This is a genomic window from Candidatus Dedyshia acidiphila, assembly GCF_051025295.1.
GTDB lineage: Bacteria > Acidobacteriota > Terriglobia > Terriglobales > Acidobacteriaceae > KBS-83.
Map to the genome: position 1 here is coordinate 1 of NZ_JBMGJV010000017.1, position 25,056 is coordinate 25,056.

The 25,056-nt window shown below is 64.5% G+C and carries 19 protein-coding genes; 8 read left to right on the plus strand and 11 right to left on the minus strand.

Annotation, left to right across the window (positions count from 1 at the left end):
- From AC5IJH_RS08920 to mfd, 4 genes are all read right to left on the minus strand, one after another.
- On the minus strand, positions 1 to 614 hold a 614-nt coding region (locus AC5IJH_RS08920), incomplete at its 3' end, for a UTP--glucose-1-phosphate uridylyltransferase (protein WP_491902466.1).
- A 135-nt stretch (positions 615 to 749) separates the two neighbouring features.
- On the minus strand, positions 750 to 1,913 hold the full coding sequence (locus AC5IJH_RS08925) for a DUF885 domain-containing protein (protein WP_491902467.1): 1,164 nt from the start codon (positions 1,911 to 1,913) through the stop codon (positions 750 to 752).
- The gene (locus tag AC5IJH_RS08930; protein WP_491902468.1) at positions 1,849 to 2,478 is read right to left on the minus strand and encodes a DUF885 family protein; all 630 of its coding nucleotides are present in this window, start codon (positions 2,476 to 2,478) and stop codon (positions 1,849 to 1,851) included. Before AC5IJH_RS08930 ends, AC5IJH_RS08925 begins: the two co-directional genes overlap by 65 nt.
- Before the next feature lie 71 nt (positions 2,479 to 2,549).
- Complete coding sequence (gene mfd / locus AC5IJH_RS08935; RefSeq protein WP_491902469.1) at positions 2,550 to 6,122, minus strand: transcription-repair coupling factor; 3,573 nt, start codon at positions 6,120 to 6,122, stop codon at positions 2,550 to 2,552.
- A 239-nt stretch (positions 6,123 to 6,361) separates the two neighbouring features.
- On the opposite strand from mfd, the gene AC5IJH_RS08940 reads away from it, so the two are divergent.
- Positions 6,362 to 6,628: a hypothetical protein gene (locus AC5IJH_RS08940; RefSeq protein ID WP_491902470.1), complete on the plus strand. Its 267-nt coding sequence runs from the start codon at positions 6,362 to 6,364 to the stop codon at positions 6,626 to 6,628.
- Here the strand turns inward: AC5IJH_RS08940 and AC5IJH_RS08945 are convergent.
- A complete protein-coding gene (locus AC5IJH_RS08945) occupies positions 6,564 to 7,031 on the minus strand; it encodes a MarR family winged helix-turn-helix transcriptional regulator (RefSeq protein WP_491902471.1) in 468 nt (155 codons plus the stop codon). The genes AC5IJH_RS08940 and AC5IJH_RS08945 overlap by 65 nt on opposite strands.
- A gap of 187 nt (positions 7,032 to 7,218) precedes the next feature.
- The gene (locus AC5IJH_RS08950; RefSeq protein WP_491902472.1) at positions 7,219 to 8,316 is read right to left on the minus strand and encodes a GNAT family N-acetyltransferase; all 1,098 of its coding nucleotides are present in this window, start codon (positions 8,314 to 8,316) and stop codon (positions 7,219 to 7,221) included.
- A gap of 257 nt (positions 8,317 to 8,573) precedes the next feature.
- On the opposite strand from AC5IJH_RS08950, the gene gatB reads away from it, so the two are divergent.
- The 3 genes from gatB (at position 8,574) to AC5IJH_RS08965 (ending at position 14,504) form a co-directional block, all read left to right on the plus strand.
- Positions 8,574 to 10,064, plus strand: a complete 1,491-nt coding sequence (gatB, locus tag AC5IJH_RS08955; RefSeq protein WP_491902473.1) for an Asp-tRNA(Asn)/Glu-tRNA(Gln) amidotransferase subunit GatB — start codon at positions 8,574 to 8,576, stop codon at positions 10,062 to 10,064.
- Positions 10,065 to 10,067: 3 nt separating this feature from the next.
- Positions 10,068 to 10,988: a D-hexose-6-phosphate mutarotase gene (locus AC5IJH_RS08960; protein ID WP_491902474.1), complete on the plus strand. Its 921-nt coding sequence runs from the start codon at positions 10,068 to 10,070 to the stop codon at positions 10,986 to 10,988.
- Between the two features lie 315 nt (positions 10,989 to 11,303).
- Positions 11,304 to 14,504, plus strand: coding sequence for an outer membrane beta-barrel protein (locus AC5IJH_RS08965; RefSeq protein ID WP_491902475.1), 3,201 nt, complete (start codon positions 11,304 to 11,306; stop codon positions 14,502 to 14,504).
- Positions 14,505 to 14,571: 67 nt separating this feature from the next.
- Here AC5IJH_RS08965 and AC5IJH_RS08970 read toward each other — a convergent pair whose 3' ends face one another.
- Entirely contained in the window at positions 14,572 to 15,012 is a 441-nt protein-coding gene (locus AC5IJH_RS08970; RefSeq protein ID WP_491902476.1) for a hypothetical protein, read from the minus strand.
- Positions 15,013 to 15,275: 263 nt separating this feature from the next.
- Entirely contained in the window at positions 15,276 to 16,238 is a 963-nt protein-coding gene (locus AC5IJH_RS08975) for a M23 family metallopeptidase (protein ID WP_491902477.1), read from the minus strand.
- Positions 16,239 to 16,617: 379 nt separating this feature from the next.
- Here AC5IJH_RS08975 and AC5IJH_RS08980 point away from each other — a divergent pair, with 379 nt between their 5' ends.
- Positions 16,618 to 18,123, plus strand: a complete 1,506-nt coding sequence (locus AC5IJH_RS08980) for a catalase (RefSeq protein ID WP_491902526.1) — start codon at positions 16,618 to 16,620, stop codon at positions 18,121 to 18,123.
- A gap of 142 nt (positions 18,124 to 18,265) precedes the next feature.
- Positions 18,266 to 19,243, plus strand: a complete 978-nt coding sequence (thiL, locus tag AC5IJH_RS08985; RefSeq protein WP_491902478.1) for a thiamine-phosphate kinase — start codon at positions 18,266 to 18,268, stop codon at positions 19,241 to 19,243.
- Between the two features lie 16 nt (positions 19,244 to 19,259).
- Here thiL and AC5IJH_RS08990 read toward each other — a convergent pair whose 3' ends face one another.
- Positions 19,260 to 20,693, minus strand: a complete 1,434-nt coding sequence (locus AC5IJH_RS08990) for a nicotinate phosphoribosyltransferase (protein ID WP_491902479.1) — start codon at positions 20,691 to 20,693, stop codon at positions 19,260 to 19,262.
- A 74-nt stretch (positions 20,694 to 20,767) separates the two neighbouring features.
- Here AC5IJH_RS08990 and AC5IJH_RS08995 point away from each other — a divergent pair, with 74 nt between their 5' ends.
- Positions 20,768 to 21,910 carry an LLM class flavin-dependent oxidoreductase gene (locus AC5IJH_RS08995; protein WP_491902480.1) on the plus strand — a complete coding sequence of 381 codons (1,143 nt, stop codon included), beginning with the start codon at positions 20,768 to 20,770 and terminating at the stop codon, positions 21,908 to 21,910.
- On the plus strand, positions 21,910 to 22,617 hold the full coding sequence (locus tag AC5IJH_RS09000) for an SDR family oxidoreductase (protein ID WP_491902481.1): 708 nt from the start codon (positions 21,910 to 21,912) through the stop codon (positions 22,615 to 22,617). The genes AC5IJH_RS08995 and AC5IJH_RS09000 overlap by 1 nt, the downstream gene beginning before the upstream one ends.
- A gap of 18 nt (positions 22,618 to 22,635) precedes the next feature.
- Here AC5IJH_RS09000 and AC5IJH_RS09005 read toward each other — a convergent pair whose 3' ends face one another.
- Together AC5IJH_RS09005 and AC5IJH_RS09010 are read right to left on the minus strand one after the other, a co-directional pair.
- Positions 22,636 to 23,844 (minus strand): hypothetical protein, encoded by a 1,209-nt coding sequence (locus AC5IJH_RS09005; protein ID WP_491902482.1) that lies wholly within the window; start codon positions 23,842 to 23,844, stop codon positions 22,636 to 22,638.
- A 60-nt stretch (positions 23,845 to 23,904) separates the two neighbouring features.
- On the minus strand, positions 23,905 to 24,933 hold the full coding sequence (locus tag AC5IJH_RS09010; protein WP_491902483.1) for a hypothetical protein: 1,029 nt from the start codon (positions 24,931 to 24,933) through the stop codon (positions 23,905 to 23,907).
- Positions 24,934 to 25,056 lie beyond the last annotated feature (123 nt).

Here is a 25,056-nt window from a genome sequence, read left to right on the forward strand (position 1 = left end):
TTTTTTGACGGTGCGTCGGCCTGCTTCGGCTTCTCGACCATCCCCTTCACCGCGTGCAGCCGTGGATTGCCCGGCACGTCGTCGCAATCGAGCACGCCGTACGCCGAGATCGCCGGTCCCTCGACGATCTGCGTCGCCAGTACGCTGGCCTGCACCTGGTCATAGACGTCGGTCATCTGCTTCAGGCAGGGGGGATCGGCGTCGATGACGTCGTCGGGAAGAATGACGGCAAAGGGTTCATCGCCAACCAGGTCGCGCGCCTGCAGCACCGCGTGGCCCAGGCCCAGCGCCTGCTTCTGCCGCACGTAGGAGATCTCTGCCATCTGCGAGACGCCACGCGCCAGCGCGAGCAGCTCCTGCTTGCCGCGCGACTCCAGGTTGTGCTCGAGTTCGAAGCTGATGTCGAAATGATCTTCGATTGCCGCCTTGCCGCGGCTGGTCACGATGATGATTTCTTCAATGCCCGCGGCGAGCGCCTCTTCAACGCCGTACTGGATCAGGGGCTTGTCGACGAGCGGCAGCATCTCTTTCGGAATCGCCTTCGTGGCGGGCAGGAAGCGCGTACCGAGACCCGCGGCCGGGAAAACGGCCTTTCGTACCTTCTTCTGTGTCATGAATAGACGTGCCTTTGAGTGAGTGTGGCTGAACCGCTGTTGGCGACGGATACGTCAGCCTGCTTCGCCGAATTATACGGACGCGGCAGGCACCGTACGAGTTGCCCGCCGCATCCGGATCGCTGCTGTCCCGTACTAGAGGACCGGCGACGTGTCGCCCAGCATGGCCCGGCGCACGATGGCGATCGGTGGTGCGCCCTGGCGCAGAAACTCGTCGTGAAACTGCTGCAGTGAAAAGCGCTTGCCCTCCTTCTGCTCCAGATCATGCCGCAGCTTGAGGATCTCAAGCTTGCCCAGCGTGTAGTAGAGGTAAGTCGGGTCGGAGGTGCCGCGCTTGACCTCAACCTCGGCGATCTCGTGCGACTGGTAGCCCTGCTCGTCGAAGAACCGCACCGCATCTTCGACCGACATGCCCTGCGTGTGCATCCGGATGCCAACGACGAAACGTGCATCGCGCAGGAGCGCATCCTGCAACTGCCCCAGGCGGATCAGCTTCGCCTCGCGCGCATCTTTCGCGCCGGCGCCCGGCTGGCCATAGCCCTCGTCGAGCATCATCTGCTCGCAGTAGTGCGCCCAGCCCTCGACGTTGCTGTTCGCGTTGATCGCCTTCCGCACGCGCGACTGCACCTGCGGGATCACCAGGAACTGCACATAGTGGCCGGGATAGGCCTCGTGCACCGATGTGCTGACGATCGTGCCTGTGTTGAAGGCATGCATGTAGTCCGCGGTGCGCTCCGCATTCCATGCGGGATCGGGTAGCGTCACGTTGAAGAACGCAGTCGTCGAGTGCGTTTCGAACGGGCCCGGCGTGTCCATGGACGCCTGCGTCGTAGCGCGCATGAACGGTGGCGTCTCCTCGAGCGTCGGCCGCACATCGCTCGGAATCGTTACGATATGCCGCTCACGGATGAAGCCGATCAGCCCGTCGAAGTTGTTGCGAAAGCTCGCGAGCAGATGATCAGGCGTGGGATGATCGTCACCGAGCAGCGTCAGCACCTCACGGGGTGTCTTCGCCGGATCGATCTCGTGCGCAATCGTTGCGAACTGCTGCTGATTCCGCTGCAGGTCTGCATAGGCAATCTTCAGCAGCTCATCGAGCGGCGTGCTGACCATCTCGTCGTACTTGAGCTTTTTCGCGAACGTGTCGGCGCCGATGCGGAAGTCGCCATTCGAGCGCGGCAGCAGGTCCGATCGCAGCCACTCTCCGTAGCCGGTCAGCGCCTGGATCACTGCGTTATTTGCCTCGTGGAACTGCGCGAGCAACTGCGCATCTTTGACGCCGGCAAACGCTGCGGGCACATCCGTTCGAAAAAAAAGCGATGTCGCCGGGCACTTGCTGAATCGCGATTTCGGTCGAGATATTTGCGCAGCCGCGCAGGTTCTGCCGTGCAGATGCGAGCGCCGCTGGCATCTGCTGTTCGCGCGCGATGAGCGACCGCAGCCGCACGTCCGGCGGCGCATACTCGCGTTCCATCAACGTGTACGCCGCGTTGGTGATGCCGCTCGAGTACAGGTCCGGATTCTTCTCCCACGGACGAATCGTCTCCAGCGTCAGCAACGTGGAGTGGATGCTGTTCAGCACCAGCTGCCGGTCACCTGCTGTCGTCAGATCGAGGCCCTGCTCCGGAAATGCCGACACCTTCTGGTCGTACTCATGCAGCAGCGCAACGACATGCGTGATCGACGCGCGGTCGTACGGCTCGAGCATCGTATCGAACTGGTGCAGACCAGCGATGGTGGCGTCGCTCGGCCGGGTGCGGTAGTACACGTCGTCCAGGTAGCGATCCCCCAGCGAGTGAAACGCAGCGTTGCTGGTCGATGCGGCGTGGCCGCTACCGGCGATGAGGCCAAGACAGGCGGCCATGAAAATTTGTGCAGAAGGGCGCAAGGGAAGACTCCAGCAAAGAAGGTGTCGGGAGAGGGTTGTACGGCGCGTCAGGCACTCGTTGGGACAAACGCGAGCTCGCCGAGCAAGGAGTGTACCTCTTGGATGACCTGCGCCGGCGACGTGCCGGTGAGCGGGAAGCGCAGCACGCCCTGCGGCGTAAACTGCGCGCCCTTCTTCACATTGCGTGAGACCAGTTTCATCAGGCGGCCTGGATCGATCTCCGCCTTCTCGTTGAAGCGGATGTGCAGTTGATCGCGCTTGCGGTCCACCTGTTGCACGCCGAGCCGCTCCGAGCTAAGCCGCAGCAGCGCCGCATCGAGCAGGTGCACGACCGTCTCGGGCAGCGGCCCGTAGCGATCTTCGAGCTCCGCGCGAATGTCCGCCAGTGTGGCATCGTTCTGCGCGCCGGCGATCTTCTTGTAGATACGCAGCCGCTGATTCTCTTCGGGGATGTAGCTCTCGTCGATGCGCAGGCTGATGCCGAGGTTGAGCTGCGTCGTGAGGTGCTCGGGCTTCTCCTCGCCCTTCAGCTTGGCGACGGCCTCCTCGAGCATCGAGGTGTAGAGCTCGAAGCCGACTGCCTCGATGTGCCCGCTCTGTTCGCCGCCCAGCATGTTGCCGGCGCCGCGCAGCTCCAGATCAAGCGCCGCGATCTTGAAGCCCGCACCGAGGTCAGAGAACTCCTTCAGTGCCGCGAGCCGACGTCGTGCAACATCCGTCAGCTCCTGCTCCGGTGGAATCAGGAGATACGCATAGGCCCGCCGGTTCGACCGGCCCACGCGACCGCGCAATTGGTAGAGCTCTGACAAGCCATGGCGGTCCGCGCGATTGATGATGATCGTGTTCGCGAGCGGAATGTCGATGCCGTTCTCGATAATCGTGGTCGCGACGAAGACGTCGTACTCGTAGTTCATGAAGGCGAGCAGCGTCTTTTCGAGCTCCGCCTCGCCCATCTGCCCGTGGCCGACGACGACGCGCGCCTGCGGCACCAGCTCCTGGATTTTCGCGGCGAGCTCGTAGATCGTCTCGACGCGATTGTGGACGAAGTAGACCTGGCCGCCACGTTCGAGCTCGAGCTCCACGGCAGTGCGGACCAGCTTCTCATCGAACTTCGCCACCACGGTCTGAATTGCCATGCGGTCCTTGGGCGGCGTTTCGATCACGCTCATATCACGCAACCCGACCAATGACATATGCAGCGTGCGCGGGATCGGGGTCGCCGACATCGACAGCACATCGATCTGCTGCCGCATCTGCTTCAGGCGCTCCTTGTGGCGCACGCCGAAGCGCTGTTCCTCATCGACGACCAGCAGGCCCAGGTCCTGGAACTTCAGGTCTTTCGACAGCAGCCGGTGCGTGCCGATCAGGATGTCGATCTCGCCGGCCTCGAGCTTTTCGAGGATGATCTTCTGCTCCTTCGGCGTGCGGAAGCGCGAGATCATTTCGACATTGATAGGGAACTGCGCGAAGCGCTTGCGGAAGGTCTCGTAGTGCTGGAAGCTGAGCACCGTGGTTGGCGTGAGCACCGCGACCTGCTTGGAATCCTGCACAGCCTTGAACGCAGCGCGCATGGCGACTTCCGTCTTGCCATAGCCGACGTCGCCGCACAGCAGGCGATCCATCGGCGTGGTCGACTCCATGTCGCGCTTGATGTCCGCGATGGCCGCGAGCTGATCGTCCGTCTCGTTGTAGTCGAACGCATCTTCGAACTCGCGCTGGAACTCGTTGTCCGCCGGATAGGTGTGGCCCTCCGCCGAGCGGCGCTGCGCGTACAGCTTCAGCAGCTCGTCGGCCATGTCGGCCATGGCCTTCTTGACGCGTGCCTTGGTCTTAGCCCACTGCTGGCCGCCCAGCTTGTTCAGCACGGGTGCGGGTCCGGCGTCAGTCGAGCGGTACTTCTGGATCAGGTCAAGCCGGGTGAGCGGGATGTAGAGCCGCGCGCTATCCGCAAACTCCAGCACCATGAACTCGATGCTGATCGCATCCTGCTGAATTTCTTTCAGGCCCAGGTAGCGCGCGATGCCGTGCTCCACGTGCACGACGTAGTCGCCGACCGTGAGGTCGCGAAAGTCCGAGACGAACGCAGCAGTCTTCGACTTCGCGCGCGCGGCCACCGGGCGTGCAGACACATCCGCTTCGTCCGACAGATCGTTCGCGCCGATGATCACCAGCTTCGCTTCGGGGAAGCTGACGCCATTTGCAATCGCAGTGCGCACGATGATGGGCGTGCGCAGGTCGCCGCCAAGATAGCTCGACTCGTCGTAGATGGTCTCGCTGCCGCTTTGCTGCGTACGGGAGCCCAGCCGGTACGCCAGCCCGTACTCGCGCAGCAGCGTGGCCAGCCGTTCCACCTCGCCCTGATTCGGCGCGGCAATCACGACGCGCTGTTCCTGCTCGGCGAACTGCTTCAGTTGATCGATGAAGCTCGGGATGGAACCGTGAAACCGCAGCGTGGGCCGCGTGCTGAACTCGATCTCCGCCGGCGCGTTCACATCCTCATCGAGCACGTCCACAGCGCCAAGCTGATCGAGCTCGAGTCCAGGCAGCGCCTGCACCTTGCCCTGCAGGGCCCACGGGTCCAGGTAGATGTCTCCAGGCGTGATCAGCCCGCCGATACCGGCGCGCTCATGCCGCTGCTCCACCTTGTTCCACCAGCGCTCTGCCTGGTTCTGCAGCATGGCCGGCTCTTCGACAAAGACGAACGGGTTGCGGAAGAGGTCGAACAGTGTGCGATCCGCGCCGGCCACGGGCGCGAAGAACTCCCAGCCGGGGAAGACGGTGACACCGCCAGCAGCAACGGCGCGCGTGACCAGGTCGGCAGACTCATCGTCCCCTGCTGCTTCCATGCGCGACCGGCTGAGTCGCGCATGCACCGCAGCCAGCAGGCGCTCGGACACTGGCGTCTCGGTCAGTGGCAGCAGCAGTGCTTCGTCAAGCGGCGTCGACGAGCGCTGCGACTCCGGCTCGAATTTGCGGATCGACTCGATCTGGTCGCCAAAGAATTCGAAGCGCACCGGGCGATCCATCTCCGGCGAATAGACGTCGAGGATGCCGCCGCGCCGCGTGAACTGCCCGGGCATCTCGACGATGTCCATCTCCGTGTAGCCGATGGAGCGCAGGTGATCGAGCAGGAGCTCGATGTCCACCTCTTCGTCGCGGCGCAGTTGCTGGGCCAGTGCTGCGTAGTAGGGTGCGTCGAACAGCCGCATGCACGCGGCCTCGACCGGCGCGATCACGATCGACGCGCGGCCGCTCGCGATCTTCCACAGCACAGACGCGCGCTGCTCCTGCACGTCCGGATGCGGCGAGATGCTTTCAAACGGCAGCACATCGTGCGCCGGCAGCCGGAGCACGCGCTTCGCCTCAACCGCGCCCGTCAACTCGGCTGCGGCGCGGAGCGTCAGCTCGAGCGACTCGGCGGCCTTGTTGTCGGCAACCAGCACGACCACGGGCGACCGCGCCGCATGCGCCAGCAGCGGAATGCAGAGAGCGCGAGCCGTGGCGGTCAGTCCAGAGACACGACGGCGACCTCGCGCGAGGCTCAGGTGCCGTCGCACACGTTCGAAGCTGTCAGTGTGCTCAATGCTCGCGAGAGCATCGCGAACAAAGGGAAGGATCATGCCTCTTTATTCTAACGAAGCCGCCTGCTCCGCGCTCGAACGGCAGAAATCTGCTGTGGCCGCGGCCCGGGAACTATCGAGTCGGCAGCGTGGTACAGCAGCGGCGGTCGATCTCGGTCTCCTCAGTTCTACCCGGATCTTTCCCGGTGCATAGAACGGGTCATGGAAGTTTGACTACGCGTCTTGCGCCTCGCCCCTGATCCGGCTATAAGTAGTTCGTACTACGAAAGGAATACGGGATGAGCAACGGCAAACTTTATCCGGTGGAAGAGGCGATCAAGGCTCAAAGATCATTGAGGGATGCCGCAGGATTGGCGCCCGAACAGTTTCCGATTCAGGCCTTTGTCGGCATGATCAGCGATGAAATCGAGTCGTTGCGCAAACGTGGCAAGAGCGACGATGAGATCGCTTCGATCATTCGCAAAAACAGCGCTATCGAGATCAGCGCCGCTGAGATCGCGGAGAACTACGCTTCTCCTGAGGATCGGCAGCATCACGGGGAGTAATCGCGGAATCCTCCTGGCTGACCTGGCTCAGTTTCACCATCTGTTCAAGGCCGGCCAGGAGACCTTCGCGACGAGTCTTGCTCATGCGAGCGAACAACCCAGCGATAAAGACGTGAAATTCCTCAGAAGCTGAATTCTGCACCTCTTCGCCCCGCTTCGTGGCGCGGATGATCACCTTGCGAGCGTCCGCAGGATCGCGCTCCCGACTCACGAAACCTCGCTCTTCCAGTGAGTTGACCGTCTCGTTCAGGGTAGCGGCGCTCAGGTTGAGCTTGCGTGATATCTGGGATAGGGTCATGCCCTCTTTCGGCACCACATTCAAGGTCATGAACTGCGTTGCGCTAAGTCCGGCACGCTGAAAGCGATTGAAATTCGACGCCTGGACGATCTGGCGAACCTGCATCCAGGCAGACAGAAACCGGGTCGTCTCGTCTTCGAACGGGCGCATCGCTCTATTGTCTATGAGGAACCCGCCACACCTGGTTCCGCCGGGTTGGCTCCAGTCAAATGCTCCCTGACCTGAGTCCTAATCTCCGAAGATGGATTCGTAACAACGTCGGAATGCGTCCGGCGATGCGCCGGAGTCGTGGCTAGAGCGCGCCGGTCAGGCCACTGTTGGGCAGGTAGCTGCCGAGCAGGGTGCGCAGGCGCTGCGGCACGCGTTGGCCGCGCCGCTGCCGGCTGCGTACCAGGTGCGCTGTCATCAGCTTGACCGGATGCAGCACCGAGCGCCGGCTATCGATGGCAAGCGTGCGCATCAGCACCGGATCGCAGAAGCGTCCCAGTGCGGCGGAGGCGCCATTGACGAAGTGCAACTGGCGGATGCCCTGCTCGATCAGCCGCTCGATGACGTAGCCGCGCAGCACCAGGGACAGGCTCTGCCCCGGCAGGCTCTCATCGTTGAACTGCGAGAGCAGGTGGACGTGATCATCCCCCGCCCGAACTCCCGCGAGTACTGACACCAGCCGGCCATCGGGCGCGGCGAGACCGGCCAGCAGCGGCCGGCCAAACTGTGCAAAGAAGCGGCGATCGCGGGCGTCCCGCTCGCGCAGGCTGTGCGCGTCTTCGCGCGTTGCGAGCGCCATCATTGCGGATTCGTAATCGGCGAGCGTGAGGTCCGGCACAAAGCGCAGCCCCTGCTCCTCCGCCTTGCGGCGGTAGTAGCGGAGGTTGCGCCTTGTGCGCGGACCCAGCCCCTCAAGAAATTCGTTGTACTGCGTGCCCAGGTGCAGCCAATCGCCATGCGGGCGCAGCTCCGACCGGCACCACACCTGCAAGCCCGGCCGCTCCAGCCGCACAATCGGCAACATCTCGTGGCCCGACGACCGCCAGCGCAGCCGCAGCGCATGGGCGCCATTCGCCAGCAGCGACTCGCACGCGGTGGCCAGCACTTCGGCTTCGCGTTCCGGCGTTGCCAGCACCAATCCGCGTCCCAAGCCATCTCCGCCGGACACCCAGCCGGTGCGCGCGCCGACGAGCGTGCGCTCCTCGGCATAGACCACGCCCACCAGCCGCGCATGCTCGTAACAGAGGACGACGCGCGGCCGGTGCGTGGGCGAGAGCCGGGGAAGAAAGTAATCAGGGAGGCAGGTGGTGTCATCCTCGCGCATGGTCTCGGCGGCAAGCCCTCGGATCACCGCCGTGTGGCGGCTGAGCTGATCGACGGACTGGAGCAAAGCGAGTTCCATAAGCGATGTGCCCTCCACATTAGGGAGCCGGCCGGGAGCCCTCAACAAATTGCCAGTTCTCTTCAGTTACGCTCGCCCCGGGAGCTGGGTACTCGCGGCATCGATCGTCCCGGGGTGGGAATGGGGCGGAACGACGCCAGGCGGTTCGGGTGTCGTCTGCGCACCGGTTCCGCGTAAGTAGATGCACGCCAGCCAGCGCTGGTCAGCCGTGGCCGCGACGGACGGTACACTCGATTCTAGGAAGGTATTGCGGCTTTATGACGACCCAGGCTCCTGTCTCCGGTGCTTCCGGACTCGCCGGCGCGCTCTCCCGCTACGAGCCTGTCATCGGGCTCGAAGTGCACGTGCAACTGCTGACCACGACGAAGGCCTTCTGCGGCTGCTCCACGCGCTTCGGCTCCGCGCCGAACACGCAGATCTGCCCGGTCTGCCTGGGACTGCCCGGCGCGCTGCCCGTGCTCAACCGCCGCGCGGTCGAGTTCGCCGTTCTGGCCGCCACTGCAATCAATTGCCGGGTCCGCGAGCGCTCGATCTTCTCGCGCAAAAACTACTTCTATCCCGACTCGCCCAAGGGCTACCAGATCTCGCAGTACGACCAGCCGATCGCGGAGAACGGCTGGATCGAGGTGCCCTCGAACGGCGGCACCAGGCGCATCGGCATCACGCGCCTGCACATGGAAGAGGACGCGGGCAAGAGCCTGCACGAGGGCTTTGCCGATTCGGCGACGAAGAGCTATGTCGACCTCAACCGCTGCGGCACTCCGCTGGTCGAGATCGTCAGCGAGCCGGACATCCGCACGCCCGAAGAAGCCTACGAATACCTGACCCGGCTGAAGGAGATCCTGCTCTACACCGGCGTCAGCGACTGCAACATGGAAGAAGGCTCTCTGCGCTGCGATGCGAACGTCAGCGTGCGCCCGCGCGGACAGGAGAAGTTCGGCACCAAGGCGGAGGTCAAGAACGTGAACAGCTTCCGCTTCATTCGTTCCGCGCTCGAATACGAAATCGAGCGCCAGGTCGAGGTGCTCGAGTCCGGCGGCCGCGTCGTGCAGGAGACGCGCAGCTGGAATGCCGCTGAGGGCCGCACCTTCTCCATGCGCTCGAAGGAAGAGGCGCACGACTACCGCTACTTCCCCGAGCCGGATCTGCCGCCGCTGCTCGTCTCCGATGCATGGCGACAGGAGATTCTCGCCGACATGCCGGAGCTGCCGGAGGCGCGCCGCGCCCGCATGGTGCGCGACTACGAGATCTCCGAGCAGGATGCGCAGTCGCTGACGACGACGCGCGAGTTTGCCGATCGCTTTGAGGCAGCCGCGCGCCGTGCGAAGAATCCGCGCCGCCTCGCGAACCTGCTGCAGAGTGAAGTGCTGGGCCGGCTGCGCGCAGCCGGGCTCGAATTCGAGCAGTCGCCGGTCACGATGGATGGGCTGGTGCTCGCGGCCGATCTTGCCGAAGAGGGCAAGCTCTCGAGCAAGCAGTGGAAGGGCATCTTCGACATCGCCTTCGAACGCGGTGAGGACTTCGGCGTCGTCTACGAGCGCGAGAAGCCGCAGCAGATCTCCGACACCTCCACGCTCGAACGAATGATCGATGAAGTCATCGCCGCCAACCCCAAACAGGTCGAGCAGTATCGCGGCGGCAAGAAGACCGTGGCCGCATTCTTCGTCGGCCAGGTGATGCGCGCATCCAAAGGACAGGCCAACCCCGGACTGTTGAATGAGCTGGTGGCCCGAAAGCTGGATGCATAGACCATGACCGAGATCGAACGGCTGAATCAACAGTTCCGCGCCGATGGTGCGGTGCGCTTTGAAGAGGGCCCCGGCGGACTCGTTCGCGCATGGCTCGACACGACGCAGGGTCAGGCCGAGCTCTACCTGCAGGGCGCGCACCTCACGCGCTGGCAGCCGGCCACCGCCGTGCATCCCGTGCTGTTCCTCAGCTCACGCAGTCTGTTTGTCAGCAGCAAGGCAATTCGCGGCGGCGTGCCAATCGTGTTTCCGTGGTTCGGCGAACGGCAGGGCGGCTTGCCGGGTCCGCAGCACGGCTTTGCGCGGTCGCTGGTGTGGGATGTGGTCGCGGCAGAGCGCCACGGCAGCGGTGCCGCGGGCATCACGCTTCGCCTGCTGCCCAATCAGGTCACGCGCGACCTCGGCTTCGATCACTTCGTCGTCGTGCTCGAAGTCGTCTCCGGCCCCACGCTCGAGTTGCGGCTCTCGGTCGAGAACCTTGGCGACACACCGCTCATCATCGAAGACGCACTGCATGCGTACTTCGCGGTCAGCGATGTTCATCAGGTGGAAGTCACCGGACTCGCGAACACGGAGTATCGCGATCGCGCCGACGACACGAAGAAAAAGCACCAGGACGGGCAGTCGATCCGCTTCACCCGCGAGACCGACCAACTCCACCTGAACACGACTACCCCGGTCACGATTCACGATCCCGGCTGGAACCGTCGTCTCGTCATCGAGAAGCAGGGCTCTGCAAGCACCGTGGTCTGGAATCCCTGGCAGGAGAAGGCCGCCAAGCTCGCCGATCTCGGCGATGTCTGGCCCGGCTTCGTCTGCGTGGAGCCGGCCAACGCGCGTGAGAATGCAATCACGATCGAGCCCGGCACCGTGCACACGCTCGCCATGCGCGTAACGGTCGAGCCGCTCGCCGACAAATCCTAGCTCCTCTTCCTCTCGGCATCCATCTCTGCGGCGGACACATATGTGTCCGCCGCTTTGCGTGTAAAGATGATGAAAATCCAGCCTAGGTAACAAGAGCGGCGACGTTATTTGCCGAGTCAAATCTCGCGAAGCGAATTTCACGCGTGGTTAAAGACGCCTCGGCCAGTCAGCCCTGAGACTCAGAGTCGGCCCAGAGCACAAGACATCCACGCCCACATTGCTGCAACAGCTGCAGGTGAGGAGAGCGTGCGAGCAGACCACACCTGCAAAGCAGACACAGTGCCAGGCCCAGTTCTGAAACTTTGAGGAGACCCGATGTCCCAGCGTTTGCAACAGATCATATTGAGTGCTGTAGCGGTTACGTGTGTCTCGGTCGCGGCGGCCGTTCCCGCCCTCGCGCAGACCGCAGTCAGTGGCGCCATCGTCGGCAGTATCAGCGATCCGTCCGGCGCACGCGTTCCCAGCGCGACAGTCACCGTCGTCGACAACGGCACCAATGCGAGCAGCCAAACAACGGCCGACAGCGCCGGTAATTTTCGTTTTCCCAACCTTGCGCCCGGCGTGTACACCGTCACCGTCTCCGCGCCCGGCTTCGAGCAGACGCAAAATCAACGGGTCAAGGTTGACGTTGGTCAGCCCACCACGCTCGATGAGCGGTTGACCCTCGGAGCCAACTCGCAGACCGTGCAGGTCGACATTGGCGATCCGCTGATCAACACCGAGACCAACGACTTCTCCAGCAACGTGAACCAGGTGCAAATCGACAATCTGCCGATCAACGGCCGCCGCTGGTCGAACTTCGCCCTGTTGACGCCCGGCGCCAATCCGGACGGCGGCTTCGGCCTGATCTCGTTCCGCGGCATCTCCGGCCTGCTGAACAACAACACGATCGACGGTGGCGACGACAACCAGGCCTTCTTCTCGGAGGCGCGCGGACGCACTCGCCTCAGCTACACATTTACCCAGTCCGCCGTGCAGGAGTTCCAGGTCAACACCTCGAACTACTCGGCGCAGTATGGCCGCAGCGCCGGCGCGGTGGTCAACACCGTCTCGAAGAGCGGCACCAATCAGTTCCACGGCTCCGGCTTCTGGTACTGGCGCGATAACGAATTCGGCGCGACCAACCCATTCTTCCTCCGGACCGTGCTGAACTCCGCGTCCCCCACTGGCATCAGCAGCATCCACATCAAGCCGAAGGACAAGCGCCATCAGTGGGGCGGCACGTTCGGTGGCCCGCTGGTCAAGGACAAGCTGTTCTTCTTCTACGCGTACGACCAGCAGCACCGGAACTTTCCCGGAGTCTCGGCCACGTCGAGCCCCACCTATCTCAGCCTCAGCAGTTCCTCCCAGGCGACGCTCGCCAGCCGCGGCGTCACAGCCGCGCAAACCGCCGCCGCCCAGCAGTACCTGCTCAGCCTGACCGGCGTAGTGCCGCGCGTCGGCGACCAGATCATCAACTTCCCCAAGCTCGACTGGCACATCAGCGACAAGCACACGGCTTCGATCGAGTACAACCGCGCGCGCTGGAATTCGCCCGCCGGCATCCAGACCAGTCCTGTCGTGTCACGCGGCATCGCCAGCTTCGGCAATGACTTCGCCAAGATCGATTCGATCATCGGCCGGCTCGACAGCACCTTCAGTCCGAACTTCAGCAACCAGATCCGTTACCAATACGGTCGCGACTTCGAATACGAGTTCTCGCAGGCGCCTGCGGCGGGTGAGCCGCTCACCGGTCCCAACAATTTCCCGCCATCGGTCAGCCTGGGCGGCGGCGGCCTCACCTACGGCAAGCCGAACTTCCTCAATCGCCGCGCGTATCCCGACGAACACCGCAACCAGGCGACCGACACCATCACGCAGGTGATCGGGCGCCACACCCTGACCTACGGCGCGGACTACAACAACGTCGAAGATCGCTCGGACAATCTGTTTGCCGAGGAGGGTGTCTACAGCTACTCCAACCTCGCCAACTGGATCACTGACTTCGCCTACCCGACCTCGCCCCGCTGCGATGCAGCCCGCGATGCCAAGGCCGGCACGCTGCCTTGCTACACCAGCTACACGCAGGGCTTTGGCCGCTCGGCATTCGACTTCAACACGAATGAAGTCGCCGGCTTCCTGCAGGACGACTGGAAGGTCCTGCCGAACCTGACACTCAACCTCGGCATGCGCTACGAGTACCAGAACCAGCCCAACCCGCAACTGCCGAACGCCGCCTTCCCGCTCACCCGGCAGTTCCCCAGCGACCGCACAGACATCGGCCCGCGCTTGGGCTTCGCGTATGACCCGTATGGCAACGGCAAGACGGTAGTGCGCGGCGGATACGGCATCTACTACGGGCGGCTCGAGAACTCGACCATCTACAACGCCATCATCAACACCGGCAATGCCGGCGGCCAGATCCAGGTCACGCTCAATAATGCGTCGAAGGGTGCGCCGCTCTTTCCGCAGACATTGACCGCTGCGGCAGCCAATCCAACCGCCAAGCCGAACATCGTCTACTTCCAGCCCGGCTTCAAGCTGCCCCAGGTACAGCAGGCCGATCTCGCCGTGCAGCGGGATATCGGATGGAACACGGTCTTTTCCGTCAACTACCTGCTCAGCCTGGGCCGGCGTCTGCCCACGTTCGTGGACACCAACATCGCACCTGCCACCAGTGCGGTGACGTATACCATTAAGAACGGCAGCGTCGCCGGTCTTACACCGCGGCTGGCGCGCCTCGACGGGCAGAGCTTCACGCTGCCGCTCTACACGCAGCGCATCAACCCCAACTTCGGTCAGCTCAGCCAGATCGAAAGCGAAGTCAATTCCAACTACCACGCGCTCGTCGTCGAGGCGCAGCACCGGCTGCAGCACGGCTTGCAGTTCGACCTGAACTACACCTGGTCCAAGGCGATCGACGATGGGCAGACGTCGACCACCTTCAGCAGCGCGAACACGCCGACGGATCCCTACAACCTCGGCTTCGACCGCGGGATCTCGAGCTTCGACATCCGCAGCCGGTTCGTCGGCACCATGGTCTGGCAGCCGCACGTGCCGGTCAGCAACCGGCTGGTCTCGGCGGCGGTCAACGGCTGGGAGCTCGCACCGGTCGTCATCCTCTCCTCCGGCGCGCCGTATTCGGCGACGATCAGCGGCGGCGTCAACGGCGTACCGGGCCAGAACAGCATCAACGGCAGCGGCGGCAATACAGGCATCGACGAGTTTCTGCCGCTGCTCGGCCGCAACACGTTCAAGCAGCCGCGCATCTCGAACGTCGACCTGCGCGCCTCCCGCAGCTACACCGTCCACGAGAAGTACCGGGTCGAGGCGCTCGCCGAGGCCTTCAACCTGTTCAACCGCTTCCAGGTCACCGGCGTGCAGAACACGGCGTACTCACTCAGCGGCACCACGCTCACACCGCAGGCCACCAACAGCGGCAGCGCAAACGTGGCGACCTTCGGCACAGCGACTTCGGCCGGCAACGGCATCTACCGCGAACGCCAGTTGCAACTCGCGCTGCGCTTCGAGTTCTAGCGCAGCATCCACACCTGCAATAGCAAAGGCCGGCTCTCCATGAGCCGGCCCTTTTTCAGCAAGGAAGTCACCCCATGTAGATCACGTGCACGTACGTCCCCGTGCGCGGGTTGTAAGCCAGGTAGTACCCCGGATCGTCCGGGTCGGGGTAGATGACAATGTCATCCGCGCCCCACAGCCAGTCGCTCACGTATGGATAGTCAAACGGCGCCACCGCCCAGTTCCATCCGTTGAACCAGAAGCGCCGCGGGTCGCCCCCGGACAGCCGCCAGCGATGCTCCGGGCCGAAGCCGCCATTCCACTGCCCGTGCTCCCACGGGTGCTCGAGCCGGTAGTGCGGATTGCCGGGGCCGTAGTCGTGGCCCACCCAGCGCTCATCATTCCGGCGACCCTGGTCATTACCGCGCCGCTCGTCCACATGGGGTGCGTTCGGGTGCCCCGGAGCGTCGCGGTAGTCGCGATTGTCGGGCGGCCGCGGCGTGCCCCGGTACGGTTCGGGCCCGCGCATGGGAGGTTGATGAGTCGGCTGCATGCCGCCGCCCGGAGGCCCTCCGGGAGTCATCGGTGCAGGCGGCCCACCGGGGCGTCCGCCATGCTGGGCCACAGCCGGAACAGCGCTCAAGGCCAACGAGAGAAACAGGATTCGCAGCAATCGCCACCTCCTCGCACGCCGGCTAGGATGCCAGCGGTCCAGGGCCGGGTAGCCCCTGCGGGGCACCGCACGACCGGCTGCGAAGAAGCTTCAGCGACTCACTTCAGGAGCGTGGCGGATCAGAGCATGCCGGCAGTGCTGGCGCTGCCCGAGCTCGTGTGGTTCGAGGCAAACTCCTGCAGCGTCTCGCTCATGTACTTGTGCGGGTTCACCGGCGAGTCGTGCAGGCGCACTTCGTAGTGCAGGTGCGGGCCGGTCGAGCGGCCCTCGCTGCCGACGTAGCCAATGATGTCCCCGCGGCGAACGTCCTGCCCGGCGGTCACAGCGAACCCGGACAGGTGACCGTAGGCCGTGTGGATGCCGTGACCGTGGTCGATCACGACCTCGCGTCCGTAGCCGCTCGCCGGCCCGGCCATCAGCACGGTGCCGTCTGCGGGGGCGCGGATCGGCTCACCCATCGGCGCCGAGATATCGATGCCCTTGTGGAACGCGCCCTCCCCGTTGAACGGGTCCTGGCGCTCGCCGAACGAGCTGGTGATCTGCCCCACCACCGGCCACAGGCTCGGTGAGTCGGCCGAAACATCCCAGTCGGACGCATCGCCGAAGCCAAACTTCGGCGCCAGCGCGCGACGCATGCGTCCGGAAAGAGCCGAACGGCGCAGGCTGGTGAGCTGGTCGAGCGTCTGGACATAAGTGCCGGGACCCGGAGCGTCGCTCAGCACGCTGGTTGAGGCAACGGCGGCCGTCGCCGGCTTGGTCTCATGCCCCTGGCGCAGCCCGTACAGCGCGGTCACCTGGTTCGCCAGCGAGCCGAGCGAGGCCACCTGCACATCCTTCTGCTTCGCCACCTGCTGCATGTTCAGGTAGTCGTGCCGCAGGGCTTCCTTCTCGGAGCGAATCTGGTTGTAGTGGGCGGTCTTCAGCAGCATCCGGCTATAGGAGCCGGCCATGCCCGTCATCGTGAACAGGCCGACCAGCGCCGCCGCGACGAACACGTAGGCATAGTGCAGCGGAACCGGGACCTTGCGGAGCTGGCCATCCTCTTCCCTGGCAACAAAGATGATGTAGTAGCGCTTTCGCAAGCTCCTGATCCCTCCAGATGTCTGTGTGGTTCCGTCAGCCTCAGAGATACAGACGAGGCAAATGCCATTCGGGCCGACGCATTCCTAAGGCTACCAAACTGGGAATCGGACCAGCAACCAGACCGAAGTGTAGCCGCCGACCCCTTGCGGTGACCCAGACGGCCACCACAACCCGCAGACGCCGCCCGACGCGGCACCCTTCAAAGGGATGAAATTCACCGTCCTGTGCGTTGCTACCCAGAAGAATAATAATTATTCTTCTCGTTAGGTTCGGTTGGACCAGAGGAGCTTTATGGCAGAGAGCACAAACGGCACGCACCAGAACGGCCATGTCAGCCCTAGCGGCATACATGAAGACGTCGATCTGAACACACCCACCATGACCACAAGCAGCGGCCGTCCGGTGGGGGACAACCAGAACTCTGTTTCCGCCGGCGCGCGCGGCCCCCTGCTCCTGCAGGACTATCTTCTCTTCGAGAAGATGGCGCACTTCAACCGGGAGCGCGTTCCCGAGCGCGTCGTCCATGCCAAGGGCTCGGGCGCCTACGGCACCTTCACGGTCACGCACGACATCACCAAGTACACCTCGGCCAAGCTATTCTCGAAGGTCGGCAACCAGTGTGAGCTGATCGCCCGCTTCTCGACCGTCGGCGGCGAGAAGGGTTCCGCCGACACCGCGCGCGACCCCCGCGGCTTCGCGGTCAAGTTCTATACCGAAGAGGGCAACTGGGACATGGTCGGCAACAACACGCCGATCTTCTTCATCCGTGACCCGCTCAAGTTCGGCGACTTCATCCACACCCAGAAGCGCTGCCCGCAGAGCAATCTCAAGTCCCCCACCATGATGTGGGACTTCTGGTCGCTCTCGCCCGAGTCGCTCCACCAGGTCTCCTTCCTGTTCAGCGACCGCGGCACGCCGGATGGCTACCGCCACATGAACGGCTACTCCAGCCACACCTTCTCGCTGATCAACGCGAAGAATGAACTCTTCTTCGTCAAGTGGCACTTCAAGACCGCCCAGGGCAACAAGACCCTCAGCGCCGCCGAAGCGGAGCGCCTGGCCGGCTCCGATCCCGACTACTCGCAGCGCGACCTCTTCCACTCCATCGAAAAGGGCAACTTCCCCAAGTGGAATGTGAAGATCCAGGTCATGCCGGAGAGCGAGGTGGACAACTTCCACTTCAATCCGTTCGACCTGACCAAGGTCTGGCCGCACGGGGACTATCCGCTGATTGATGTCGGTGTGATGGAGCTGAATCGCAACCCCGTGAACTACTTTGCCGAGATTGAGCAGTCGGCCTACAACCCCGTCAACATCGTGCCGGGCATGGGCTACTCGCCCGACAAGATGCTGCAGGCGCGCCTCGTCTCCTACCCGGATGCGCACCGCTACCGCATCGGTGTGAACTATGAAGCGCTGCCGGTCAACCGTCCGCGCTGCCCTGTGCACACCTACAACCGCGATGGCGCGATGCGCTTCGACGACAACGGTGGCTCGGCCCCGAACTACGAGCCGAACTCCTTTGGCGGCCCGAAGGAGAACCCGCAGTACATGGACCGGCCGGAGAGCCTGAGCGGCGAGCCGGCGGCCCGCTACAACCATCGCCATGACAAGAACCAGGACGACTACGCGCAGGTGACAGCGTTCTGGAACATGCTGAAGCCGGACGAACGCGAGCGCCTGGTCGAGAACATCGCCGGCGGCCTGGGCCAGACCTCCCGCGAGATCCAGCTTCGCCAGTTGCCGCACTTCTACAAGGCGCACAAGGACTACGGTGCAGCCGTCGAGAAGGCGCTCGACGGCGTGCGGGAGAAGCTCTCCGTCGCACAGCACGAGCCCGACCTCGCCGAGGTGGGCGCGGGCGATCGTCGGCCCGAGAAGTAGATCCATCCACGAGGTAACAGACGGGGCGGGCTCAGGCCTGCCCCTTTTTTTGTCTGCCAGATCTCGCGCTATGTTTCGGGGCTATCGTGCTGGCGAGTGTTTCAATGGCCGCACAGGCTGCTAGTGGAGACGGGTTAGCCAAATGGGAGCACGCGAGCGGGCCATCCTCGAAGCCATCCGGACGCGCAGCCGCGCGTCCGGCGCAGTGCGCGTCGGCATCGGCGACGACGCGGCCGTGCTCGCCCTTCGGCCCGATGACGAACTGGTGGTCACCACCGATCTGTCACTCGAAGACGTACATTTCCGTCGCGCGTGGCATCCGCCCGAGGCAGTCGGGCGCAAGTGCCTCGCCCGCGGCCTCAGCGATGTCGCCGCCATGGGCGCGCGCCCGCTCGCAGCCTTTCTCTCGCTCGCCGTGCCGAAGGACATGACGCAGCACCGCGGTGCGGCGAAGAGCTGGGTCGACCGCTTCTACGACGGCCTGCTCTCGCTCGCCGATGAGTGCGCCGTGCCGCTCGCGGGCGGCGACCTGGCACAGTCGCCGCTTCAAGCCTCGGCGGACATCGTGGTGCTTGGCAGCGTCGAGCGTGGCCGCGCACTGCTGCGCTCCGGCGCACGCCCGGGCGATCTGCTCTACTGCACCGGAACCTTGGGCGGAGCCGCCGCGGAGCTGCGCGCGCTCACCGCGTCACCGCGCCACTTCCGCAACGTCGCCAACGCGCCGCTCGAGCATCCGCACTTCTTCCCGCAGCCGCGTCTCGCGGTCGGGCAGGCGCTGGTCCGGCGACGGCTCGCAACCGCGGCAATCGACATCAGCGACGGACTCTCCGTCGACCTCGAACACCTCTGCACCGAATCCGGATTGCGCGCCGAAGTAGAACAGTCATTGCTGCCAGTCGCGACCGGCGCCACGCTCGACGACGCACTCCACGGCGGCGATGACTACGAAGTGCTTTTCACCGCACCCGAGCCGGCAGTGATCCCGCGCCGCATCGCCGGTGTTCCCGTGAATCGCATCGGACGCATGCTGCGCACCTCGCGCTCGAAGCCGGCCATCACGATCGTCCAGAGCGATGGAACGCAAGCAGCACTCGCGGTGAAGGGCTGGGAGCACTTTTGATCACTGCAACAAGGTGCTAGCCTGCAGCCTCGCTTGCTCGCCTGCGCACATCCGCCAGGCTCTGGTGCCGCAGCACCTCACCATCGCGGAACACTGGCTGCAGTAAATCGCCGGCCATCTCGCCGTTCCCCGGACAATGCACCGTCTCGAGTCCACGTTCAGTCCGGATCAGCGCAAGCTTGCCCCGCTTGGACTCTTTGCCGGCGTCCGTCACCGGATCCTTGAAGACATCGCGCAACTCTCCATCCACAATCGCGGCAGAGCACTTGAAGGCAAAGCGCTGCGTGTCCCGATGCACACGCTGCAGCAGCGCACCACCCATGCCGAAGATCAGGTTTGCCGCGGACCAGTGCTCGGCGAGTAGGGCATCGAGAATGCGCTCGATCGACTCGAGCCCTACGCCATCACCCCACAGCAGGCGCACCTTGGGGTGCAGCAACTTGTAACCGCTCTGGTTTTGCGTGCTGCCGAACCGCTCCGCCAGCAGCGGCAGCAACCGCAGCAGCACCTCCACCGGATCGCCTGAGTCCGGCCGCAGCACCAGCAGCCCATCGCGCGCGAGCACCACGTCGCGCAGCGTGCGCCCAAACATCTCTCCCGCCGCGCGGAACACGTCGAAGCTATCGACCACGATCGACACAATGCCGTCCGGGTACTGCTCGAGCACATTGCGGTACGCGTCAATCTCATGCGCGCGCCCCCACGCCGTCATCGTGCTGTGCTCGGTGGCAACCACCGATGTCGATGGCATCCAGTCCTCGGTCGCGTCCCCTCGGTAGTGCGCACGCAGCAGCACATTCGCGATCAGCGTGTCCGAAGTGCGGAAATGGACCAGGTGTGCCGCGCCGCCGATTGCGGCCGACTCTTCCGACGACACGCCGCGATAGCCGAAGTCGTGCAGCATCCTGTGCGCTGCCGCAGGCTCGTCGCCGCTGCGCCCGAGCGCGCTCCGGAGCACCTGCAGAATCGCACCCGACAGGCTCGCCACGGTCACGGGATACCAGACCTTCAGCAGCAGCGTCTCCAGAAAGTTCGTCAGCCAGCAGCACGCCGGGTCCGTGTTGCGGATCGTCATCAGCACATTATGCGTGGGCACCAGCATGCCTTCGGGCACGGCGCGGATCTCGACCGGCAGCCGGCCTCCGTGGCGCTCGACGATGTGCATCCAGCCCTCGCGATTGAAGATGCCGCGACTGCCGAAGTGTGCCGCGGCCAGCCGGTCGGCCTCGTCCACATCTGCCGCCGTCACGACTGCACCAGCGAGATAGCTGCGCAGATAGGGCTGCAATCCAAAGAACGTCGTCGCCGGAAAGCGGCCGCCGCGCGACTCCAGGTAGCTGTAGATCTCGCTGGTGCCGGGCGGGTACTGCCGCCAGTGCGTCAGCTTGTAGCTGTCGCTCCGCAGCGGAAATGGAACATGCGGAACCAGCGAGTTGAGCGGACCAGGCATCGACCGACCAGTGTAGCGGGGGAACGATTGCAACTCCCGGGAGTCCTTCGTCGTCCGAGAATCATCGAACAATCATGCATGCGGATTTCACCTCGGAAGCCGTGATCGACACGGGCAGCAGGCAGGTGCGGCTCTCCGTTCTGGATCAATCGCCGGTCCCGGAGGGCAGCACACCGGCGGACGCGATCCGGAACTCGATTGAGCTGGCGCGTCACGTCGAGCGGCTCGGCTACCACCGCTTCTGGATGTCTGAGCACCACGCCATGGACCTGCTGGCATGCACCGCGCCGGAGGTGCTGCTGGCGCGCATCGGTGCAGAGACGTCGCGCATCCGCCTCGGCTCCGGGGGCATCATGCTGCCGCACTACAGCCCGTTTAAAGTGGCGGAGGTTTTTCGCACACTGCACGCGCTCTATCCCGGCCGGGTGGATCTTGGCATCGGTCGCGCGCCCGGCGGTGGCCCGCTCGAAGCGCATGCCCTGCGGCGCGATCGCACCCAGCGGCCCACGGACGACTTCCCGGAGCAACTCACGGAGCTGCTGTCGTTCCTCGACCAGGGCTTCCCCCGCGAGCATCCGTTTTCGCAGCTCACCGTCTCGCCGGCCATGCCGGGCGGCCCTGAGGTCTGGCTGCTCGGGTCGAGTCTGTGGAGCGCCGAAGCTGCCGCGCAGTATGGGCTGCCCTACGCGTTCGCGCACTTCTTCAGCCCCATCGCGACGCGGCGCGCGATGGAGCACTACCGCGAATCGTTCCGCGAGAGCGGGCACGCAGCGCGCCCCTACACCAGCATCGCCATCGGCGTGCTCTGCGCCGAGACAGACGAAGAAGCGCGCTTCCTCATGGCCAGCCCGCAACTGCTGATGCGGCGCATCCGCGCAGGTGATCGCCGCCCCGTGCCACGGCCTGAGATCGCGATTCGTGAGCTGGAGCGCCAGGGCCCGGTGCCGATGGAAGAAGGCGAGTGGCCGCGCTACATCTACGGCACGCCGGAACGCGTGCGTGAGCAGCTTGCCTCCGTCGCGAAGGCGCTCGATCTCGATGAGCTGATCGCGGTCACCATCGTGCACGATCACGAGGCGCGCCTGCGCTCCTATCAACTGCTCACGGGAAGCAACGTGTCACAGAACGGACCAGTCGATCAGAAGCAATGGGCTGCCGCAGGTGCAGGTACGCCTACCCAGCCCGATCCCAATTTCAGGGAAGGACGTCTCTCTTGATGACAGAACAGCAGGTTGTAGTCATTGGCGGTTCCGAAGGGATTGGGCTCGCCGTCGCGAAGGCAGCGAGAGCTCTCGGTGCTCGAGTCCTGGCCGTCTCACGAACCAAAGCGAAGCTTGAAGCCGCGCAACAGGCTGTCAGCGGTCTAGACATCCGCGTCGCGGACATCAACGACAGGGCAGCGATCCAAGAGCTCTTCTCAGAACTCCCGGCTGTCGATCATGTCTACATCGCGGCTGGCAGCACGAAGATCGGCGGTCCGCTTGACGACCCGCTGCAGGACTTTCGCCAGAAGTTCGACGAACGCCTCTGGGGTTCGATCGAAGTCGTTCGCGCAGCGCATAGTCGCATGCGCCCCGGCGGTTCGTTCACCTTTACTGGTGGCCTCTCGTCCGACCGCCCCGTCAGTGGAGCCTGGGTGTCGGGCGTCGCGACGATGGCGACGGAACAACTGGCGCGCGTCCTCGCTCTGGAGCTTGCCCCCATTCGCTTCAACGCCATCTCCCCGGGCTATACAGACACGCCGATGTGGAACGACATCTTCCCGGATAGCGGATCACAGGCGCTCGCTGAGGTCACAAAGAAACACCTCGTCCCTCGTCTCGCGACCGCAGACGAAGTCGCCCAGGCCGTACTGCTGCTGATGCAGAACGGAGCGATCACGGGTGAGACGATTCACGTCGATTGTGGAGCACGGTTGGTCTAACGCTTCGCGCGAGCGCGGCTATGGGTGCCCGCTGAGCAGGTTACCCAGGTTGGTCGCCAGCCGGCAGCTCGCAATGCCGTACGCTCCCAGCGCGATCACGTAGCCCAGCATGGCGGGATAGAGCGGACTCCCGGTCCAACTCCATCTCGTCACGTTCTCGTCGGAGTAGGTCCGGCTCTGCCGCGCAGCGCCCGTGCTCTCAAGCGCGAGCACGACCAGCGTTGCGTTCACGGCAATCCCCGCGATCCAGCGCATCGCATCGTGCCCCAGCGGCAGCAGCAGCAACGGCGCACACAGCAGGGCCATCACCGCCCAGCGCAGCCGCGGCGCATAGTCACGGTCGCGCAGTGACCGCTCCAAGAGCCAGCCCAGCATCGCAAAGTAGGGCAGCGACAGCAGGCAGGTGAGCACGATCGCGCTGAGCAGCCGCGTGGTGTAGAGCGCACGCACAAAATGCAACTGCTGTGTGAGCGTGCTTGAGAGCACCAGGAACACCGTGCCCTCTAGCGGCATGTCGGTGCGCTGCTGCGCGGCGGCCAGGTACTCCGGGTGCGGGGCAGTCCACTTGCCGAAGTGCACGATAGCCACGAACGCCAGTCCCACCAGCACGACATGCATCACGGCAAGCGGCAGCGCGAGCCGTTTGCTGCGCACCCGGTCCAGCAGCAGCACAGCGATGGCTGGGTAGAACAGCAGCAGATTGGCCTCATGCACCAGCAGCGCCGCGATGCTGAGCACCAGCGACAGCACAAAGCCGGCCACCGCCGGCAGTTCCACCAGCGACCACACTGCAAGCACCATCAGCACATACAGCACGCTGTCCAGATCGCCCGAGAGATACGCGAAGTGCGGCAGCAGCGCGGGCGCGGAGAAGAGCAGCGCTGCCAGCGCGCGCTGTTCCAGCGTGCCGAAGAAGAACCGGCGGAACGCGCCGTAGGTCGCGACCAGCACCGTCGCGAAGATCGCCATCTCGATCGCGAAGATCGTGTGCAGGCTGAGAAAGCCAACGTGTGCGAGGAGCTCACCCAGCAAGCCCCGCTTCACAAACCCGTGCTGATAGTTGAGGAAGTAATGCGTCGGTCCGTAGGTGCGCCGGAACATGCCGCCCAGCCAGAGCAGCGACACCAGCAACGGCACTGCGGAGAGCAGGCCCGCGGCGCCCCGCACAAGGAGCGCCGGGCCCGGCGAGCCTGTTCGTTCTGCGACCAGCCGCGAAGAATGCATCATCGCTCCACTCAGATGCCGCCGCTTCCGCCACTAACAACCATGCGCCACGAAAACAGCGGGTTAGCTGCCGCCGTTTGCCCGCTGCACCTGGTCGATGATGCGCTGCAGCAGCACGATCCGGAAGTTGATGCGCCGGGCCACGTCCGGCAGGAACTCAGAGACATAATTCCCGATCGGCGCCGTCGCGATCGCCGTCACATACCGCGTCGTTGAGGCTTCGAAGCTCACCCTGCGCCCAGGCACGTAAACATTCCCCAGGCCGATTTGCACCCCTGTCGTGATCAGGTTGGAGTAGTTCAGCATGCCGCTGCCCGTGTCGCTCTGCGACCAGACCACCTGCGACGTGGCGTGCACGATGCGCCGCCCGAACGACGCGTTCGGCGTGCGGTGGTAGTGCGGGTCCTGGTGCGTGACCGCCGGGATCAGGAACGTGCCGAAGAATTCGCCGATCGCCGTCTCGCAGTACGCCACTCCGAAGTTGCGGAAGTAGCCGCCCAGCCCCGGGCCATACGGCGAGTGCGGGTCCGACGCAACCGTAATGCCCGACAGAAAGCTGACCGTCGCCAGGTTGTAGGGATCGCTGAAATTGCGCAGCGCCAGGTAGCCCTTCTGCCGCGCCGAGAGCGGGTGCGGGACCGCATCCAGAAAGCGCTGGAAGTAGTCGACGTTGGTCACGCAGCACAGATTCCGCGGTTCCAGGCTGCACAGGTTGTCGAGGCACGCGGCGGGGTGTGCGGGAATGCCCAGCGACTGCAGCCGCCTCTGTGGCAGCGACCGCGGCGTGGGGCTCACCGGCGGAAATCCCGGCGTGGTTGGCTTCTGCACCTGCGGCGATCCGGCCAGCCCCGCAGGCCCGGGGTCGAGCGTGATATCGATCTCCGGCGCAGTGCGCTGCGGCTCGGGAGCATCGGGCAGCGCATCCTCGGGATCGCTATGCGCTGGCGCAGAGGCCGCACTCGCCGCCATCGCCGCCGGGCTGGCGCTGTGCATCGTTGCGGTCAGGGCGGACTGCGCATGCACCGTCAGCCCCATCCACAGCGGCGCAAGCGCCAGCAGGGCGAACCAGGAGCGTCGATGGCGGCAGGGCATGCGGGCGGGCGGTTTCCTTCCGTGAAGGACGTCTGAATGGCTGATCAGGTCGCGCACTCGTTACACAATTCCCGCAAGCATGGCTTTGGCGTCGGGCGGCCCCGTGTCACTCGTGACCCAGGC